This window comes from Pseudomonas sp. N040, assembly GCF_015637705.1.
Lineage (GTDB): Bacteria > Pseudomonadota > Gammaproteobacteria > Pseudomonadales > Pseudomonadaceae > Aquipseudomonas.
Window position 1 is genome coordinate 319,945 of the sequence record NZ_JADOBE010000001.1, and the last position, 18,061, is coordinate 338,005.

The 18,061-nt window shown below is 63.8% G+C and carries 19 protein-coding genes; 14 read left to right on the forward strand and 5 right to left on the reverse strand.

The annotated features are described in order from the left end of the window. Positions 1-6: 6 nt before the first annotated feature. The 4 genes from gmk (at position 7) to ISX93_RS01470 (ending at position 3,633) form a co-directional block, all read left to right on the forward strand. Positions 7-618 carry a guanylate kinase gene (gene gmk, locus ISX93_RS01455; protein ID WP_195777186.1) on the forward strand — a complete coding sequence of 204 codons (612 nt, stop codon included), beginning with the start codon at positions 7-9 and terminating at the stop codon, positions 616-618. A 125-nt stretch (positions 619-743) separates the two neighbouring features. Next, on the forward strand, positions 744-1,007 hold the full coding sequence (gene rpoZ / locus ISX93_RS01460) for a DNA-directed RNA polymerase subunit omega (protein WP_195776907.1): 264 nt from the start codon (positions 744-746) through the stop codon (positions 1,005-1,007). Positions 1,008-1,064: 57 nt separating this feature from the next. Continuing rightward, entirely contained in the window at positions 1,065-3,179 is a 2,115-nt protein-coding gene (spoT, locus tag ISX93_RS01465) for a bifunctional GTP diphosphokinase/guanosine-3',5'-bis pyrophosphate 3'-pyrophosphohydrolase (protein ID WP_195776908.1), read from the forward strand. Between the two features lie 73 nt (positions 3,180-3,252). After that, positions 3,253-3,633, forward strand: coding sequence for a RidA family protein (locus tag ISX93_RS01470; protein ID WP_195776909.1), 381 nt, complete (start codon positions 3,253-3,255; stop codon positions 3,631-3,633). Here the strand turns inward: ISX93_RS01470 and ISX93_RS01475 are convergent. After that, the gene (locus tag ISX93_RS01475) at positions 3,623-4,504 is read right to left on the reverse strand and encodes an SDR family oxidoreductase (protein ID WP_195776910.1); all 882 of its coding nucleotides are present in this window, start codon (positions 4,502-4,504) and stop codon (positions 3,623-3,625) included. The genes ISX93_RS01470 and ISX93_RS01475 overlap by 11 nt on opposite strands. 179 nt (positions 4,505-4,683) lie before the next feature. Here ISX93_RS01475 and ISX93_RS01480 point away from each other — a divergent pair, with 179 nt between their 5' ends. Together ISX93_RS01480 and recG are read left to right on the forward strand one after the other, a co-directional pair. Continuing rightward, a complete protein-coding gene (locus tag ISX93_RS01480; RefSeq protein ID WP_195776911.1) occupies positions 4,684-5,604 on the forward strand; it encodes a hydrogen peroxide-inducible genes activator in 921 nt (306 codons plus the stop codon). Next, positions 5,605-7,680 carry an ATP-dependent DNA helicase RecG gene (gene recG, locus ISX93_RS01485; RefSeq protein ID WP_195776912.1) on the forward strand — a complete coding sequence of 692 codons (2,076 nt, stop codon included), beginning with the start codon at positions 5,605-5,607 and terminating at the stop codon, positions 7,678-7,680. Positions 7,681-7,855: 175 nt separating this feature from the next. Here the strand turns inward: recG and ISX93_RS01490 are convergent, their stop codons facing one another. The 4 genes from ISX93_RS01490 to ISX93_RS01505 form a co-directional block, all read right to left on the reverse strand. Next, positions 7,856-8,233, reverse strand: coding sequence for a helicase (locus ISX93_RS01490; protein ID WP_195776913.1), 378 nt, complete (start codon positions 8,231-8,233; stop codon positions 7,856-7,858). A 111-nt stretch (positions 8,234-8,344) separates the two neighbouring features. After that, positions 8,345-8,617 carry an HU family DNA-binding protein gene (locus ISX93_RS01495; protein ID WP_195776914.1) on the reverse strand — a complete coding sequence of 91 codons (273 nt, stop codon included), beginning with the start codon at positions 8,615-8,617 and terminating at the stop codon, positions 8,345-8,347. Positions 8,618-8,798: 181 nt separating this feature from the next. After that, complete coding sequence (locus tag ISX93_RS01500; protein ID WP_195776915.1) at positions 8,799-9,947, reverse strand: NAD(P)/FAD-dependent oxidoreductase; 1,149 nt, start codon at positions 9,945-9,947, stop codon at positions 8,799-8,801. A gap of 19 nt (positions 9,948-9,966) precedes the next feature. Continuing rightward, positions 9,967-10,134, reverse strand: a complete 168-nt coding sequence (locus tag ISX93_RS01505) for a rubredoxin (protein WP_195776916.1) — start codon at positions 10,132-10,134, stop codon at positions 9,967-9,969. Between the two features lie 200 nt (positions 10,135-10,334). Between ISX93_RS01505 and ISX93_RS01510 the strand changes: the two genes are divergently transcribed. From ISX93_RS01510 to ISX93_RS01545, 8 genes are all read left to right on the forward strand, one after another. After that, on the forward strand, positions 10,335-10,901 hold the full coding sequence (locus tag ISX93_RS01510) for a chorismate--pyruvate lyase family protein (RefSeq protein WP_195776917.1): 567 nt from the start codon (positions 10,335-10,337) through the stop codon (positions 10,899-10,901). Positions 10,902-10,930: 29 nt separating this feature from the next. Beyond that, positions 10,931-11,824 (forward strand): 4-hydroxybenzoate octaprenyltransferase, encoded by an 894-nt coding sequence (ubiA, locus tag ISX93_RS01515; protein ID WP_195776918.1) that lies wholly within the window; start codon positions 10,931-10,933, stop codon positions 11,822-11,824. 154 nt (positions 11,825-11,978) lie between these two features. Beyond that, the gene (phoB, locus tag ISX93_RS01520) at positions 11,979-12,668 is read left to right on the forward strand and encodes a phosphate regulon transcriptional regulator PhoB (protein WP_195776919.1); all 690 of its coding nucleotides are present in this window, start codon (positions 11,979-11,981) and stop codon (positions 12,666-12,668) included. A 55-nt stretch (positions 12,669-12,723) separates the two neighbouring features. Next, complete coding sequence (phoR, locus tag ISX93_RS01525; RefSeq protein WP_195776920.1) at positions 12,724-14,085, forward strand: phosphate regulon sensor histidine kinase PhoR; 1,362 nt, start codon at positions 12,724-12,726, stop codon at positions 14,083-14,085. Positions 14,086-14,313: 228 nt separating this feature from the next. Further along, on the forward strand, positions 14,314-15,654 hold the full coding sequence (locus tag ISX93_RS01530) for a hemolysin family protein (RefSeq protein WP_195776921.1): 1,341 nt from the start codon (positions 14,314-14,316) through the stop codon (positions 15,652-15,654). Between the two features lie 240 nt (positions 15,655-15,894). Further along, the gene (locus ISX93_RS01535) at positions 15,895-16,374 is read left to right on the forward strand and encodes an ankyrin repeat domain-containing protein (protein ID WP_195776922.1); all 480 of its coding nucleotides are present in this window, start codon (positions 15,895-15,897) and stop codon (positions 16,372-16,374) included. A gap of 445 nt (positions 16,375-16,819) precedes the next feature. Next, on the forward strand, positions 16,820-17,320 hold the full coding sequence (locus ISX93_RS01540; RefSeq protein ID WP_195776923.1) for a hypothetical protein: 501 nt from the start codon (positions 16,820-16,822) through the stop codon (positions 17,318-17,320). A 96-nt stretch (positions 17,321-17,416) separates the two neighbouring features. Further along, the gene (locus ISX93_RS01545) at positions 17,417-17,971 is read left to right on the forward strand and encodes a hypothetical protein (RefSeq protein WP_195776924.1); all 555 of its coding nucleotides are present in this window, start codon (positions 17,417-17,419) and stop codon (positions 17,969-17,971) included. Positions 17,972-18,061 lie beyond the last annotated feature (90 nt).

The window sequence follows — 18,061 nt, forward strand, 5'->3', positions numbered from 1 at the left end:
ATGAGCATCCCCGGTACGCTGTATATCGTTTCCGCCCCCTCCGGTGCCGGCAAGACCAGCCTGGTCAAGGCCCTGGTCGACAGCGCCCCGCTGGTGCGCGTGTCCGTCTCGCACACCACCCGCGCCATCCGCCCCGGCGAAGTCGACGGGGTGAACTACCACTTCGTCAGTCGCGAGCAGTTCACCGCGATGCTCGAGCGCAATGAGTTCCTCGAGCACGCGGAAGTCTACGGCAACCTCTACGGCACCTCGCAAAGCTGGATCGAGCAGACCCTCGCCGAAGGTTTCGACCTGGTCCTGGAAATCGACTGGCAGGGCGCCCAGCAAGTCCGCCACCTGCTGCCGCAGTCGCGCTCGATCTTCATCCTGCCGCCAACCCAGGAGGCCCTGCGCCACCGCCTGACCAACCGCGGCCAGGACAGCGGCGAGATCATCGAGCGGCGCATGCGCGAGGCGGTCAGCGAGATGAGCCACTATGTCGAATACGACTACCTGCTGATCAATGACGACTTTGCCCATGCCCTCGACGATCTGCGCTCGATTTTCCGCGCCAATCAGCTGGCCCAGGCCCGCCAGCAGCAACTGCACCATGGCCTGCTCGCCGAATTGCTGGCCTGAACCGCCATTCCAGAGGGCTACGGGCCGACCGCATGAAATCAGCGCTTCCCTTAATGCTGGTGTTTTTTTAGACTACCCAGTCCGATTGCCCGTTTGGGCGCCTAGATACAAGTTAGAGGATCACCATGGCCCGCGTCACAGTTGAAGATTGCCTGGATAACGTCGAGAACCGCTTTGAGCTGGTCATGCTGGCCACCAAGCGTTCGCGCCAACTGGCCACTGGCGGCAAGGAGCCCAAGGTCGCCCCGGAAAATGACAAGCCGACCGTCATCGCCCTGCGCGAAATCGCCAGCGGCCTGATTGACTACGCGGTCATCGCCGAAGAAGAGCTGATCGAGGAAGAGCCGCTGTTCGCCAGCTACGAGGACGAGGCCAACGAGCCTCTGTAACGGCATGCCCGATAGAGCGCGCAGAGCAAGGCCGCCAGCCTGGCAGGAGCACCCCGCTTGCCTAGCATAGACAACCTCGCCGAGCGACTCTCTACCTACCTGAGCAAGGACCAGGTCAACCTGGTCCGTCGCGCCTACTACTATGCCGAGCAGGCGCACGATGGCCAGCAGCGCCGCAGCGGCGAGGCCTACGTCACCCACCCTCTCGCGGTAGCCAGCATCCTCGCCGACATGCACATGGACCATCAGAGCCTGATGGCCGCCATGCTGCACGATGTCATCGAAGACACCGGGATTGCCAAGGAAGCCCTGGCCACCCAGTTTGGCAGCACCATCGCCGAACTGGTCGACGGTGTCAGCAAGCTGAACCAGATGAGCTTCGAGACCAAGGCCGAGGCCCAGGCGGAGAATTTCCAGAAAATGGCCATGGCCATGGCGCGCGACATCCGCGTGATCCTGGTCAAGCTCAGCGACCGCCTGCACAACATGCGCACCCTCGAAGTGCTGTCCGGCGAGAAACGCCGGCGCATCGCCAAGGAAACCCTGGAAATCTACGCGCCGATCGCCAACCGGCTGGGCATGCACAGCATGTACGTGGAATTCGAGGATCTGGGCTTCAAGGCCATGTACCCGATGCGCTCCGAACGCATCCGCGGCGCGGTCAAGCGCGCACGCGGCAACCGCCGCGAGCTGGTCAACAAGATCGAGGAGTCGCTGACCCACTGCCTGGCCCGCGAAGGCATGGAAGGCCAGGTGGCCGGCCGCGAAAAACACCTCTACAGCATCTATCAGAAGATGCGCGGCAAGCGCCGGGCGTTCAACGAGATCATGGACGTCTACGCCTTCCGCATCGTCGTCGACAAGGTCGACACCTGCTACCGCGTGCTCGGCGCCGTGCACAACCTGTACAAGCCGTTCCCCGGACGCTTCAAGGACTACATCGCGATCCCCAAGGCCAACGGCTACCAGTCGCTGCACACCACCCTGTTCGGCGCGCATGGCGTACCGATCGAAATCCAGATCCGCACCCGTGAGATGGAAGAGCTGGCCAATCACGGGATTGCCGCGCACTGGCTGTACAAGTCCAACGAGGAAGAGCAGCCCAAGGGCAGTCATGCGCGCGCGCGCCAGTGGGTCAAGGGCATCCTCGAACTGCAGCAGCGCGCCGGCAATTCGCTGGAGTTCATTGAAAACGTAAAAATTGACCTGTTCCCCGACGAAGTCTACGTGTTCACCCCCAAAGGCCGGATCATGGAGCTGCCCAAGGGCTCCACGGCGGTCGACTTCGCCTATGCGGTACACACCGATGTGGGCAACGCCTGCATCGCCTGCCGGATCAACCGGCGCCTGGCGCCGCTGTCCGAACCGCTGCAGAGCGGGGAAACCGTCGAGATCGTCACTGCGCCCGGCGCCCGCCCGAATCCGGCCTGGCTGAACTTCGTGGTCAGCGGCAAGGCACGCACGCACATCCGCCACTCGCTGAAACAGCAGCGCCGCTCGGAATCGGTGGCCCTCGGCGAACGCCTGCTGAACAAGGCGCTGGCCGAACAGGACAGCCGCCTCGACCAGCTCCCCGGCGAACGCCTGAAACTGGTTCTCGGCGAGTACAAGCTGGCGGAACTGGATGACCTGCTGGAAGACATCGGCCTGGGCAACCGCATGGCCTACGTGATCGCCCGCCGCCTGCTGGCCAACGGCAGTGTCGGCGCCGGCCCGGCGCTCAGCGAGGCGCCACTGGCGATTCGCGGCACCGAAGGCCTGGTACTCAACTACGCCAAGTGCTGCACGCCGATCCCCGGCGATCCGATCGTCGGCTACCTGTCGGCTGGCAAGGGCATGGTCGTGCACCTGGACAGCTGCAAGAACATCAGCGAATTGCGCAACAACCCGGACAAATGCATCGCCCTGTCCTGGGCCAAGGACGTGGTCGGCGAATTCAATGTCGAGCTGCGCATCGAACTGGAGCACCAGCGCGGCCTGATCGCCCTGCTGGCGGCCACCGTGAATGCTGCCGACGGCAATATCGAAAAAGTCAGCCTGGACGAGCGCGACGGGCGGATCAGCGTGGTGCAACTGGTGGTCAGCGTGCATGACCGCGTGCACCTGGCCCGTGTGATCAAGCGCCTGCGCGCGCTCAAGGGAGTGACCCGCATCACCCGCGTGCGGGCCTGAAACGCCCGACCCGGTCCGAAAATCCGCATTACCCGGAAGAACTCCATCCACCCCACAGCCTCAGGAGCATTTCATGAGCAAGACTGTCATCAGCAGCGACAAGGCACCTGCCGCCATCGGCACCTACTCGCAAGCGATCAAGGCCGGCAACACGGTGTACCTGTCCGGGCAGATCCCGCTGGATCCGCAGACCATGGAGCTGGTCGAGGGCTTCGAGGCGCAGACCGTGCAGGTGTTCGAGAACCTCAAGGCCGTCGCCGAAGCCGCCGGCGGCTCGTTCAAGGACATCGTCAAGCTGAACATCTTCCTCACCGACCTCAGCCACTTCGCCAAGGTCAACGAAGTGATGGGCCGCTATTTCCAGCAGCCCTATCCGGCGCGGGCGGCGATCGGTGTGGCGGCCCTGCCGCGCGGCGCAGCCGTGGAAATGGACGCGATTCTGGTTATCGGTTAAGTCCGGCAGGCTCCTGACCGGCTGCCAGCAGCGCCGCATAGCCCTGCCGATAGTCGGCATACTGCGGCGCCCAGCCCAGCGCCCGGGCACGGGCATTGCTGCAACGTTTGCTGCCGGCACGGCGCACGCTGGCCGCAGCCGCCCAGCCGGTGACCCCGAGGCGCTCGCGCAGCCAGGCCACCACTTCATGCAGCGGCGCCGGGCAGTCGTCGACACCGATATAGAGGTCCTCCAGCGCCTGCCCGCGCTGGGCGGCCTGCAGCAGGAACGCCAGCAGGCCGGCGGCATCCTCGGCATGGATGCGGTTGCCATACAGCGGCGGTTCACTGGCGACGCGATAGCCCTGGCGCACCTGGTTGAGCAACCAGCTGCGGCCCGGCCCGTAAATCCCGCTGAGGCGCACCACGCTGGCCGGCCACTCGCTGCCGAGCAGCAACTGCTCGGCCTCCAGCAGGATGCGCCCGGAATAGCCGTCAGGCGCGGCGGCAGACTGTTCGTCCACCCATTCGCCATTCTGCTGGCCGTACACACTGGTGCTGGAAACGAACAGCACCCGGCGCGGCGACTGCCGGCACTGGCGCAGCCAGCCGAGCACATGGCGCAAGCCCTCGACATAGGCGGCACGGTAACCCGCTTCGCTGCTCTCGCTGGCCGCCGCGCAGTACACCAGGTAGTCCAGCGCGCCGCTCGGCCAGGCGGCCGGACGCTCCGCGCACTCCAGGTCGGCCGCCACCGGCCGGACGCCCGCCGGCAGTGCGGCTACCGTGCGGCGCAGGCCATGCACGCTCCAGCCCTGCGCCAGCAGGCGCCTGGCCAGCCGGCAACCGACATCGCCGCAACCGGCAATCAGCAATGAAGGGGCAACCGCCATTGGTATTCTCCGCGAGCAAAGCCAGCAGCCTACCCCGTGCTTGATGCGGCGCCAAGCCGGGACCGGGCGGCCGGTCAGCACCCGGCCGGTTAGCCGGCGGCCATGCGATAGCACCGGCCGCCTATTGGTTCGGCGCAGAGTAGCGACTATGCTTCAGCCATCCCTGATGGAAATTCGCTATGACTCTCACCGAACTGCGCTACATCGTCACCCTCGCCCAGGAACAGCATTTCGGCCATGCCGCCGAGCGCTGCCATGTCAGCCAGCCGACCCTGTCGGTCGGGGTGAAGAAGCTCGAGGACGAACTCGGCGTGATGATCTTCGAGCGCAGCAAGAGTGCGGTGCGCCTGACCCCGGTCGGCGAGAGCATCGTCGCCCAGGCACAGAAGGTCCTCGAGCAGGCCCAGGGCATCCGCGAGCTGGCGCAAAGCGGCAAGAACCAGCTGGCCGCGCCGCTCAAGGTCGGCGCCATCTACACCATCGGCCCCTACCTGTTCCCGCACCTGATTCCGCAGTTGCACAAGGTGGCACCGCAGATGCCGCTGTACATCGAGGAAAATTTCACCCACGTGCTGCGCGACAAGCTGCGCAACGGCGAGCTGGACGCGATCATCATCGCGCTGCCGTTTCAGGAAGCTGATGTACTGACCAAGCCGCTGTACGACGAACCCTTCTGCGTGCTGCTGCCGGCAGCCCATCCGTGGACCGCGAAGAGCAGCATTGATGCGGCCCTGCTGAATGACAAGAGCCTGCTGTTGCTCGGCGAGGGCCACTGCTTCCGCGACCAGGTGCTGGAGGCCTGCCCGGCAACCACCGGCAAGGGCGGCAGCGGGCACCAGCACACCACCGTCGAATCCAGCTCGCTGGAAACCATTCGCCATATGGTGGCTTCCGGCCTGGGAATTTCCGTGCTGCCGCTGTCAGCCGTCGACAGTCACCATTACGCCCCCGGCATCCTGGAAATCCGCCCGCTCAGCGCACCCGTGCCGTTTCGCACCGTGGCCATCGCCTGGCGCGCCAGCTTCCCGCGGCCCAAGGCAATCGAGATGCTGGCCGACTCCATTCGCCTGTGCTCCGTCAGCCAGCCTGCCCACAAATAAATGACTGAACTGGCACAGGTTCCGCTCACGGCACTCAAGGGCGTGGGCGCGGCGCTGGCGGAAAAGTTCGCCCGCGTCGGCCTGGAGAACCTGCAGGACATCCTCTTTCACCTGCCGCTGCGCTACCAGGACCGCACCCGGGTGACGCCGATTGGCGCCCTGCGTCCGGGCCAGGATGCCGTCATCGAAGGGGTGGTCGCCGGCGCCGACATCGTCATGGGCAAAAGACGTAGCCTCCTGGTGCGCCTGCAGGACGGCAGCGGCCTGTTGAGCCTGCGCTTCTACCATTTCAGCCAGGCGCAGAAAGAGGCCCTCAAGCGCGGCACCCGGGTGCGCTGCTATGGCGAGGCGCGCCCCGGCGCCTCCGGGCTGGAGATCTACCACCCGGAATACCGCGCCCTGCATGGCGACGAGGCGCCGGCGGTGGAGCAGACGCTGACGCCGATCTACCCGACCACCGAAGGCCTGACCCAGCAGCGCCTGCGCCAGCTCAGCCAGCAGGCACTGGCGCGCCTCGGCCCGCACAGCCTGCCGGACTGGTTGCCGGCCGAGCTGGCACGCGACTATCAGCTCGGGCCACTGGATGAAGCCATTCGCTACCTGCATCGGCCACCGGCCGGCGCCGACCTGGAACAGCTCGCCGAGGGCCAGCACTGGGCACAACGCCGGCTGGCCTTCGAGGAACTGCTGACCCACCAGTTGTCGCTGCAGCGCCTGCGCCAGGCCGTGCGCGCGCAACGCGCGCCCAGCCTGCCGCTGGCGCGCAGGCTGCCGCAGCAATTCCTGCAGAACCTCGGCTTTCAACCAACCGGCGCCCAGCAGCGGGTCGGCGCCGAGATCGCCTACGACCTCAGCCAGCACGAACCGATGCTGCGCCTGGTGCAGGGCGACGTCGGCGCCGGCAAGACGGTGGTTGCCGCGCTGGCCGCCCTGCAGGCGCTGGAGGCCGGCTATCAGGTGGCGCTGATGGCGCCGACCGAGATCCTCGCCGAACAGCACTACCTGACCTTCAGCAAATGGCTGGCGCCGCTGGGTATCGAGGTCGCCTGGCTGGCCGGCAAGCTCAAGGGCAAGGCGCGCGCCGCGGCCCTGGCGCAGATCGCCGGCGGCACGCCGATGGTGATCGGCACCCACGCGCTGTTCCAGGACGAGGTGCAGTTCCAGCGCCTGGCGCTGGCGATCATCGACGAGCAGCACCGCTTCGGCGTGCAGCAGCGCCTGGCGCTGCGGCAGAAGGGCATCGCCGGGCGCCTCTGCCCGCACCAGCTGATCATGACCGCCACGCCGATTCCGCGCACCCTGGCGATGAGCGCCTATGCCGATCTGGACACGTCGATCCTCGACGAGCTGCCGCCCGGACGCACGCCGGTGAATACCCTGGTGATCGGCGAGAGCCGGCGCATCGAGGTGCTCGAGCGGGTGCGCGCGGCCTGTCGCGAGGGGCGCCAGGTGTACTGGGTGTGCACGCTGATCGAGGAATCCGAGGAACTGACCTGCCAGGCCGCCGAAACCACGTTCAGCGAACTGGCTGCGGCCTTGCCGGAAGTGCAGGTGGGCCTGGTCCACGGGCGCCTGAAGCCGGCGGAAAAAGCCGCGGTGATGGACGCCTTCAAGCGCGGCGAGTTGCAACTGCTGGTCGCCACCACGGTGATCGAAGTCGGCGTCGACGTGCCCAACGCCAGCCTGATGATCATCGAGAACCCCGAGCGCCTGGGTCTGGCCCAGCTGCACCAGCTGCGCGGCCGGGTCGGACGCGGCAGCGCCGCCAGCCATTGCGTGCTGCTGTATCAGGCACCGCTGTCACAACTGGGGCGCGAGCGGCTGGCGATCATGCGCGAGACCACCGACGGCTTTGTCATCGCCGAGAAGGATCTGGAGCTGCGCGGCCCCGGGGAAATGCTCGGCACCCGCCAGACCGGGCTGCTGCAGTTCAAGGTCGCCGACCTGCTGCGCGATGCCGCCCTGCTGCCGGCGGTGCGCGACGCCGCGCAGACCCTGCTCGAGCGCTGGCCGCAGCATGTCAGCCCGCTGCTGGAACGCTGGCTGCGGCATGGCCAGCAATATGGGCAAGTGTGACCGGCTTCTGCGTTAGTGCTTGAACGTGCTTTTCCCCGCGCAGGGCGGGCCTTGGCCCGCCAATGTCTTGCACCCGTTGCGGTGGGCTGAAGTCCACCCTACGCCCACCTGCTCACCCTGCGACAAGCGAGGGATTCAACCCGTAACGAGTACAGCGCCTTACTCCAGGGCCCGATCAGTCGGTCTTTTTCACCGGCAGCAGATGGCGGGTCAGCCCCTGGAACCAGATCAGCAGCAGCGGATTGCCCTTGATGCGGATATCCCGGTTCTGGATGCCACGGAGGAACGCCGACTGCTTGTCCCTGGCGGTCAGGGTCGCGTAACCGCAGGCCGCATCCCTGAACCCCAGGGCAAATGCCGGCTGCGCACAGGCGCCGGAACAGCTGCGGATGCGCTGGTTCTTGACCACGAAATGGCGGGCCACCTTGCCATCCAGGGTGTGCAGCTGAAACGTCAGGTCCTTGCCGGCCAGCTGCTGCTGGAAAGCCGGATTGCTGCGGCTGGCCTTGCTCATCAGGCGGCCGAGCAGCCACAGCAGAATACGGAATTTCATCGACGCAACCTCGGGGCGGGCGGAACGGACAGCGGATTGTAGCGGCAGGCGGGGGAGGATGGGGCAGGTGTGCGGGAGGCCCGGGTCCATGCGGAACCCGGGCAGGCCGCCTCAGTTGACGGCGTCTTTCAGGGATTTGCCGGGCTTGAAGGCCACGGTGTTGCTGGCCTTGATCTTCACCGGAGCGCCAGTCTGCGGATTTTGTCCGGTACGGGCGCCACGGTGGCGTTGCAGAAAGGTGCCGAAACCGACCAGGGACACACTGTCCTTGCGGTTCAGGGCGTTGGTGATTTCATCGAGAACGACGTTGAGAATACGACCGGCCTGTTCCTTGGTAAGGTCGGCCTTGTCAGCGATGGCGGCGGCGAGTTCCGGTTTGCGCATAAGTGCCTCGAGCATAATTATTGTTTTTCTTGTACCGCCCGCAACGGGCGGCAGCCTGCCCGGAGCCCGAACAGGCCGGCTCCAGAGCTTTCGAGAATGGCACGCCGCCCGCCACCACGCCAGTCGCGGCGGCCGGATTATCCAGTGAATTTTATGACTTACCCGACAGAATTGCCGGCAATCACGCCAGCAGTGCCGGCAACTGCTTGTTCAGCGCGAGCTTTTCCTGCACGGCCGTGCCAGTCAGCGCATAGCCGAGCAGGCTGCCATCGGCACCCCGGCAGAGCACCTTGAGATCACTGCCGCTGCCCTCGGCCTGCCAGTCGCCCTGGCTGCCACGCGGTGGTGGCGACACCACCAGCGGACACGCCGGGGTCTTCACGGTCACCGGCATCGGCCCGTAGCCTACCCGGGTCGGGTTGCCGGCGAGGGTCTGGGCCAGGGCCCGCGCACAGTTCATCAGCGGCAGCACATAGAGCAGGTTGAGGCCGTCGACTTCGGCGCAATCGCCCAGCGCGTAGATGTTGGCATGCGAGCTTTGCAGCAGGCGGTCGACGGCAATCCCGCGGCCGCAGGCCAGCCCGGCCTGTTCCGCCAGCGCCGTGCGCGGGCGCAGGCCGACCGCGGACAGCACCAGGTCGCAAGGCACCCGGGTGCCATCGGAGAGTTCGGCCAGCAAGCCCTCGGCGGCGTGCTCGAGGCTGTTCAGCACCGGCCCGAGGTGGAAGCGCACGCCGAGGCTTTCCAGCCCGGCCTGTACCGCCGCCGCGGCTTCGGCCGGCAGCAGGCCGGGCATTACCTGCTCGCAAGGCGCCACCAGCTCGACCTGGTAGCCGCCAGCGCTGAGGTCATTGGCAAACTCGCAACCGATCAAGCCGGCGCCCAGCACCAGCACGCGCCGCTTGCCGGCGGCGGCCTGGCGAAAGCGCGCATAGTCTTCCAGATCATTGACCGGCAGGATCAGCTCCGGCGCATCGCCGGCCACCGGTACGCGAATCGGCTCCGCGCCCCAGGCCAGCACCAGGTCGCGGTAAGGCACGGCTTCCTCGCCGATCCACAGGCGCTGGTGCCCCGGATCGATCCCCGTGACCCGCGTATGCGTGCGCACCTCGGCATTCAGCTGCTCGGCCATGGCCCCGGCCTGCGCCATGGCCAGCCCGTCGGCATCCTTCTGCTTGCCGAAACCGGTAGACAGCATCGGCTTGGAATAGGAGCGCCCGTCATCGGCGGTGATCAGCAGCAGCGGGGTGCTGCTGTCCAGCTTGCGCCACTCGCGGGCCAGGTTGTAACCCGCCAGGCCGGTGCCGACTATTACCAGTGGTGCGCTCATCGGATGCTCCCGCAGCGGATCAGTTGATGCCGATCATTTCGAAGTCGGTCTTGCTCACGCCGCAGTCCGGGCACAGCCAGTCGGCCGGCACGTCTTCCCAGCGGGTGCCCGGGGCGATGCCCTCGTCCGGCCAGCCCAGGCTTTCGTCATAAATCAGTCCGCAGACCACACATTGCCACTTCTTCATCAACCACTACCTCGATAATCGCGGCATGTCCCTACCGCATGGAGCAACCCGGATGCTGCCCTGGAATACCCGGGGCCAGCTGTTGGCAAAACCGGGGGCACGGCAGGCGTTTTACTGGTCATCCCGCCTGCATGCAAGTGCCGTATGGCGGGGACCGGCATGTTAAGCTCGTCGCCTGTTCCGCCAACAAGCCCGCCACCGTGCCCCACACCGTCCTTGCCCATCCGCCGCACTGGCGCAATGCCGCCCAGCTGCACCCGCTTCCCGCCGTCGCAGAGCGCGACTGGCTGTTCGATCAGGACTCGCTGACCCGTCGTTTGACTGCGCTGAGCGTCAATGGTTTCAGCGTGACCCCGCTGCAGGAAGGCTGGCAGACCCTGCGCCTGGACGAGACGCGCGCGCTCGGCGTGCCGGCCCAGGCGCAAGGCTGGGTGCGCGAAGTGTTCCTGCGCGGCAACGGCCAGCCCTGGGTGTTCGCCCGCAGCGTGGCGGCGCGCAGCGCGCTGGAAGGCTCCGGCCTGGCGCTCGATCAGCTCGGCAGCCGCTCGCTCGGTGAACTGCTGTTCAGCGACCGCGCCTTCCAGCGCGGCGAGTTGCAGGTCACGCGCTACCCGGCCGCCTGGCTGCCGGCCGAAGTGCGCAGCGAACAGCTGTGGGCGCGGCGTTCGTGCTTTCGCCGCGGCGAACTGGCGGTGCTGGTGGCCGAGGTGTTCCTGCCGGCGCTGTGGCTCGCCGCCGCACAACCGCAGGCCGTGCCCCCTCTATAATTCACCACGCACCGCTGTGGAGACCGTGCATGTACCAGAAGCTGCTGCTTTCCCTGAATCGCCTGCACCCGCGCGCCCTGGACTTCGTCCAGCTGATGCGCCTGGACAAGCCGATCGGCATCTACCTGCTGCTCTGGCCCACGCTGTGGGCGCTGTGGATTGCCGGCAAGGGCCAGCCGAGCCTGGGCAACCTGCTGATCTTCGTCCTCGGCGTGATCCTGATGCGCTCGGCCGGCTGCGTGATCAACGACTTCGCCGACCGCAAGATCGACGGCCACGTCAGCCGCACCCGCCAGCGCCCGCTGGCCAGCGGCCGGATCAGCCCGCGCGAGGCACTGCTGCTGTTCGCCGGGCTCTGTGTCCTGAGCTTCGGCCTGGTGCTGCTGACCAATGCCGGCACCGTCTGGCTGTCCTTCGGCGGCGTGGCCCTGGCCGCCTGCTACCCGTTCATGAAGCGCTACACCTACTACCCGCAGGTGGTGCTCGGCGCGGCCTTCTCCTGGGGCATGCCGATGGCCTTCAGCGCCGAGACCGGCAGCCTGCCGGCCGACCTGTGGCTGCTGTACTGCGCCAACCTGCTGTGGACCGTGGCCTACGACACCTACTACGCGATGACCGACCGCGCCGACGACCTCAAGCTCGGGGTGAAATCCACCGCCATCCTGTTCGGCGACGCCGACCGCGCGATCATCGCCATCCTCCAGGGCATGGCCCTGCTGTGCCTGCTGCTGGCCGGCCAGCGCTTCGAGCTGGGCCTCTGCTACCACCTCGGCCTGCTGGTTGCCGCCGCCTGCTTTGCCTGGGAGTTCCACAGCACCCGCAGCCGCAAACCCGAGGCCTGCTTCCGGGCCTTCCTGCACAACCACTGGGCCGGGCTGGCGATCTTTGCCGGCATCGTCGCCGACTACGCCCTGCGCCCGTAGGCTGGGCGGCGGCGCCCTGCGCCTTTGCCGATGCCGGACCGGGTGCCGGGTAGCGCGGCAGGCTCCTGTCGCTCGCCGCCGCTGTCACATCACTGCAATAATTGCGTTATCTAATGCCATCGACACCCCAAGCGGCGAAATTTCGAGGCTGTGCATGACTGGCAAGACAATCCTCATCGTTGACGACGAAGCGCCGATCCGCGAAATGATCGCGGTGGCCCTGGAAATGGCCGGCTACGAATGCCTGGAGGCCGGCAACAGCCAGGAAGCCCTGGCGATCATCGTCGACCGCCATCCCGACCTGCTGCTGCTCGACTGGATGCTGCCCGGCAGCACCGGCATCGAACTGGCGCGCCGGCTCAAGCGCGACGAACTGACGGCGGACATCCCGATCATCATGCTCACCGCCAAGGGCGAAGAGGACAACAAGATCCAGGGCCTGGAAGTCGGCGCCGACGACTACATCACCAAGCCGTTCTCGCCGCGCGAACTGGTCGCCCGCCTCAAGGCGGTGCTGCGCCGCGCCGGCCCCGCCGACAGCGAAGCACTGCTGGAACTCGACGGCCTGCAGCTCGATCCGGTCAGCCACCGGGTGAGCATCGGCGGCCAGCCGGCCGAGATCGGCCCCACCGAATACCGCCTGCTGCAGTTCTTCATGACCCACCAGGAGCGCGCCTACACCCGCGGCCAGTTGCTCGACCAGGTCTGGGGCGGCAATGTCTATGTCGAGGAGCGCACGGTGGACGTGCATATCCGCCGCCTGCGCATCGCGCTGGGCAAGGCCCATGAACATCTGGTGCAGACAGTGCGCGGAACCGGCTATCGTTTCTCCAGCAAATCCTGAACAGGCAGCAGCAGATGAGCGGCAGTTCCACCTCCTTCGCCAGCCCGGGTCGCGCATGAGCAGCGAGCGGGACTGGCGTGGCGCGCTAACCGGCCGCCTGCTGCTGTTGCTCGGCCTGTGCCTGCTGGCCGGCTGGATCAGCGGCCAGTTCGGCTGGGCCGTGGCCATCGGCCTGGGCGGTTACCTGCTGTGGCTCCTGCGCGAACTGCTGCGCCTGCAGCGCTGGCTGCGCGAGGCGCAGAGCGAGGACAGCCCGCCGCCGGACAGCCATGGCCTGATCGGCGAGATCTTCGACAGCATCTATCACCTGCAACGGCGCAACGCGCGCAATCGCGAGCGCCTGCAGGCGGTGATCCAGCGTATCCAGGACTCCACCGCCGCCCTCAACGACGCGGTGATCATGCTCGACAACCGCGGCGGCCTGGAGTGGTGGAACCCGGCGGCGGAAACCCTGCTGGGCCTGCAAGTGGCCAAGGACACCGGCCAGCCGATCACCAACCTGGTGCGCCATCCGGGCTTTGCCGAGTATTTCCGCCGCGGTGACTTCAGCGAGCCGCTGGAACTGACCTCGCCGGTCAACGAGCAGCGCCGCCTGCAGCTGCAGATCACCCGCTACGGCAACCAGGACCATCTGCTGGTGGTACGCGACATCACGCGCATCCACCTGCTCGACCAGATGCGCAAGGATTTCGTCAGCAATGTTTCCCACGAACTGCGCACCCCGCTGACGGTGATCGTCGGCTACCTGGAAACCCTGCTCGACCATACCGACCAGTTCAGCCCGCGCTGGGTGCGCGCCCTGCAGCAGATGCATGGCCAGGCCCAGCGCATGCAGAACCTGCTGAACGACCTGCTGCTGCTGGCGCGCCTGGAATCCACCGGGCACCCCGCGGAAGTGCAGGCGGTAGCGCTCGAGCCGCTGCTGCAGCTGATCCTCAACGACGCCCGCGCACTGTCTGCCGGGCAGCACACGATCAGCCTGGAGGTCGACGGCGATGCGCGCCTGCTCGGGTCCGAGGCGGAGCTGCACAGTGCCTTCTCCAACCTGGTGTTCAACGCGGTGAAGTACACCCCGGCGCAGGGGCGCATCGCCATCCGCTGGTGGAGCGATGCGCTGGGCGGGCATCTGGCCGTCGCGGACAGCGGCATCGGCATCGAGGCCCGCCACCTGCCGCGCCTGGCCGAACGCTTCTACCGGGTCGATGCCAGCCGCTCGAGCAGCACCGGCGGCACCGGCCTCGGCCTGGCGATCGTCAAGCATGTGCTGCTGCGCCACGACGCCCGCCTGGAAATCACCAGCCGGCCCGGACAGGGCAGTACCTTCATCTGCCACTTCGCCCCCGCGGCCCTGGCCAGCAGCACTCTTGCGCCCACGCCCCAGCGGGGAGAGGGCCAGGGCGAGGGAGTAGCTTATTGATCGAGCCCCTGAATAACAGTACCGCCTGCAGGAGCACCTGTCCTTTGTAGGAGCGCCGCCCCCGGCGCGAGCTTTTGCAGCCCCCTCGCCGCGTGTGCGCCGCAGCAAGTTCAGGGCCGCATCAATAGGTAACACCCCCCTATACTTGGCCAATGAAACCCCGGGCAACTTGCAAACCAGCCCCGGCACCGGCACCCTTGAGTACTCTTTGGCCAGCCTGACCCCCTAATGGACCCTTCCCCCGGCTTTACCGCTGCCAGTTATTTTGCCGATCTCGGCCTGATTTTCTTCGCCCTCCTGCTGGTGTTGCTCAACGGTTTCTTCGTTGCCGCCGAGTTCGCCATGGTCAAGCTGCGCGGCACCCGTGTCGAAGCGATTGCCGATCAGCATGGCTGGCGCGGGCACATCCTGCGCACCGTGCACAACCAGCTGGACGCCTACCTCTCGGCCTGCCAGCTGGGCATCACCCTGGCCTCACTGGGCCTGGGCTGGGTCGGTGAACCGGCGTTTGCCCACCTGCTGGAACCGCTGTTCGCCTGGCTCGGCATCGACTCACCCAAGCTGTTGCACGGCATGGCCTTCTTCACGGCCTTCTTCATCATTTCCTACCTGCATATCGTGGTCGGCGAACTGGCCCCCAAGTCCTGGGCCATCCGCAAACCGGAACTGCTCTCGCTGTGGACCGCCGCACCGCTGTATGCCTTCTACTGGCTGATGTACCCGGCCATCTACCTGCTCAATGCCAGCGCCAATGCCATCCTGCGCTTTGCCGGGCAGGGCGAGCCGGGACCACACCACGAACACCACTACAGCCGCGACGAACTCAAGCTGATCCTGCACTCCAGCCGCGCCAGCGACCCCAGCGACCAGGACATGCGCGTGCTGGCTTCGGCGGTCGAGCTGGGTGAACTGGAAGTCGCCGACTGGGCCAACTCGCGCGAGGACCTGGTCTACCTGCCGCACGATGCGCCGCTGCACGAGGTGTTCAGCGTGTTCCGCCGGCACAAGTACAGCCGCTACCCGGTGCTCGACGAGCGCAGCGGCGAGTTCACCGGTGTGCTGCACATCAAGGACCTGCTGCTGCAACTGTCGCTGCTGGAAATGCTGCCCTCGGCCTTCTGCCTCGGCGACCTGCTGCACCCGATCGAGCGGGTTTCCCGGCACATGCCGCTGTCCAGCCTGCTCGAGCAGTTCCGCCAGGGCGGCTCGCACTTCGCCCTGGTCGAGGAGGCGGACCACAAGGTGATCGGCTTCCTGACCATGGAAGACGTGCTGGAGGCGCTGGTCGGCGACATCCAGGACGAACACCACAAGGCCGAGCGCGGCATCCTCGCCTACCAGCCGGGCAAGCTGCTGGTGCGCGGCGACACCCCGCTGTTCAAGGTCGAGCGCCTGCTCGGCATCGACCTCGACCATGTCCAGGCCGACACCCTCGCCGGGCTGATCTACGAGGCACTGAACCGCGTCCCCGAGGAAGAGGAAGTGCTGGAAGCCGAAGGCCTGCGCATCATCGTGAAGAAGATGAAGGGCCCGAAGATCCTGCTGGCCAAGGTGCTCAGGCTGGATTGAAGTAATGGGATCGGAAGGGGCGACTTACGGCCGGAAGCTGATGGTGGACACGGTGCCAACGGTTCCGTACCGTGCAAAAAGTCATGTCGCTTTTCCCCCTCGCCAATGTCGCACTTGCCAGCTCGACTCTCCGCAAGATCAAGGAGTTACACATGAAAATGGAACGTTATCCGACATTCTGCGGGATGTTATCCGACGTTAATGTCGTCTAATAATAGTTATGCACTGCAGGAAATTCGCATGGAACGCAGCCAAAATTTGCAAAAGTTCCTCAACGGCCTGAAATATGACTTGCCATCATTCGAGGAAGCAGATTTTACGGATATAAACTGGTGCAATCATGAGGGCGAAAACGCCCTACATATCGCCGTTATAAGAAACGAACTATCTCTGGCTAAAGAGCTAATTGACCTTGGCATTGAAATCAATGCCCGCGGTGACCTCGGTCATACACCTTTGCACGAAGCTGCCTCGATGTGCGATCTCTCAATGGTAAAACTGCTTGTTGAATCTGGTGCAGATCTGCATGCACTCACTGAGGGAAACCCTCCATTCACGCTTGCTCGTTTCTCGAAAAAAGATGACATCTGCAATTACCTAGGCGCAGAGATGAACAAGGTGCAACAGAAAGACCCGACTGCTTGGGCTAAAGCACAAATAAGCTATCTCAAGAGAGAAATAGCTAGAATAGAAAAGCAATATGGCGTGGCAAGCGCATAACAATGCGCTCAACTGTCGCTCACTCCGTTCGCTGGACGTCCAAAAGCTGCGCTTTTTGCCGCCCGTTAGCTTAATCGTTAGGCACTTCAAATGAGCCACGGAAGACTCCCAGCTATTGCAATCCTCACTACAGCACTTCTGCCGCTGTCTCTTTTTCTCGCATCACTCTTTTTAGCCTGGAGTGCAACTACCCAGGCCACAGACTCAAACAGCAGCCAATTCTTTCGCATCTGCTCCACAACAGGAACAGCAGAATGCACCACATTTACATGGCTGCACCTCATCGTATTTGGCATAGTCTGTCTAAGCGCAGCAGGTTTGCTAGTGGCAATAGGAGTCAAAAAATTGAGGTCTACCAGTGCCTAACAATGCGCTCAAAGCGCTCACTTCGTTCGCTGGGACCGGCGAAGCCGGCCCCTTAGCTTAATCGTTAGGCTATTTAGTCATGACCGAAGAATTCCCACCAGAAGTAAGAGAGCGCTTTGATCGGTTTGACGCACACTTGCCAGCAATAGACGACCCAATCTTGGTGGTTCTTAAAGGGCACCTTCTGGCCGAAGAAATCCTTGAGAACCTAATCAAGGCAAAATGCCGCAAACCAGAAACCCTTGATAATGTTGAAATTGGATTCTTTCTTAAAGCCAAACTTGCACGCGCGCTAGTTGGAGATACTCATTCTAACGGGCTAATTTTCCCCACCTCCGTATGGGACATGCTCGAAGCTTTAAACTCCTTAAGAAATGAACTTGCTCATGCATTAGAACCAAAAAAATTAGATGCAAAAATCCAAAGATTTCTTGCGCACTCTCCGCCATCCACCAAAAAGCTCACAGACAAGAAAAAAATAAATGAGGCACTATATTTTGCTGTTGTTGGCACACTCTCATATTTAGCCTGCTTTGAAACAATAGCCCTAACTGGAAAAATTCCGCCACGAATACCATAAACAGCCTAACAACTGGTTCAAGCCGTTCGCTTCGCTCACTCGGGACCGCGTTCCGCGGCCCCTTAACCAAACGTTAGGGTTCAAGGAGGATAACCATTGTCCGACAAACAGAGAAAATCACCACTAGCCCAAGCATGGAATATATTTTCGGCTATTGGTGGTGCTATAGGTACCGCCGGAATAATAGATGACCTTAAGCATTGGTCTGGCTTTATACAGAATATAATCAGCAACTATAGCAGTATAGTGCACCCTATCATCGCGCCACTTACTGACTTGTTAGGTTTTCCAGCATGGTTTAATGACTATGTATTTGTTGGGATAATGGTGGCAAGTGCGCGAGTAAGATCAATTTACAACAATATGCATGGCCAATGGTTGTTCGATACATCGAAGTATAAATGGTACTCGTTTTGGGCGCCGAATCGCGTTGCCGCTTACTTTCTATCAATAATTATGGTCGTTTTTTGGCCACTAGTACTAATAAGCTTTTTGCCTCCAAAAATACTGGGCGTCGAAGAGAAGGCTCGTGACTTTCAGAACAATGTTTGGAAGGATCAATTTCAATGGCTTCTAGTATATTCGTTGATATTTATATCTCTATTCATAGCCAATGAAAGCCTAAAGTTAATAGCTCCAGATATTTCATAATGCCCCCTAACAAGGCGCTCACTGGGACTGCGTTCCGCAGCCCCTTAGCTTAATCGTTAGGTGCCGGGAAAGTTTAGTAGAACGGAGAGC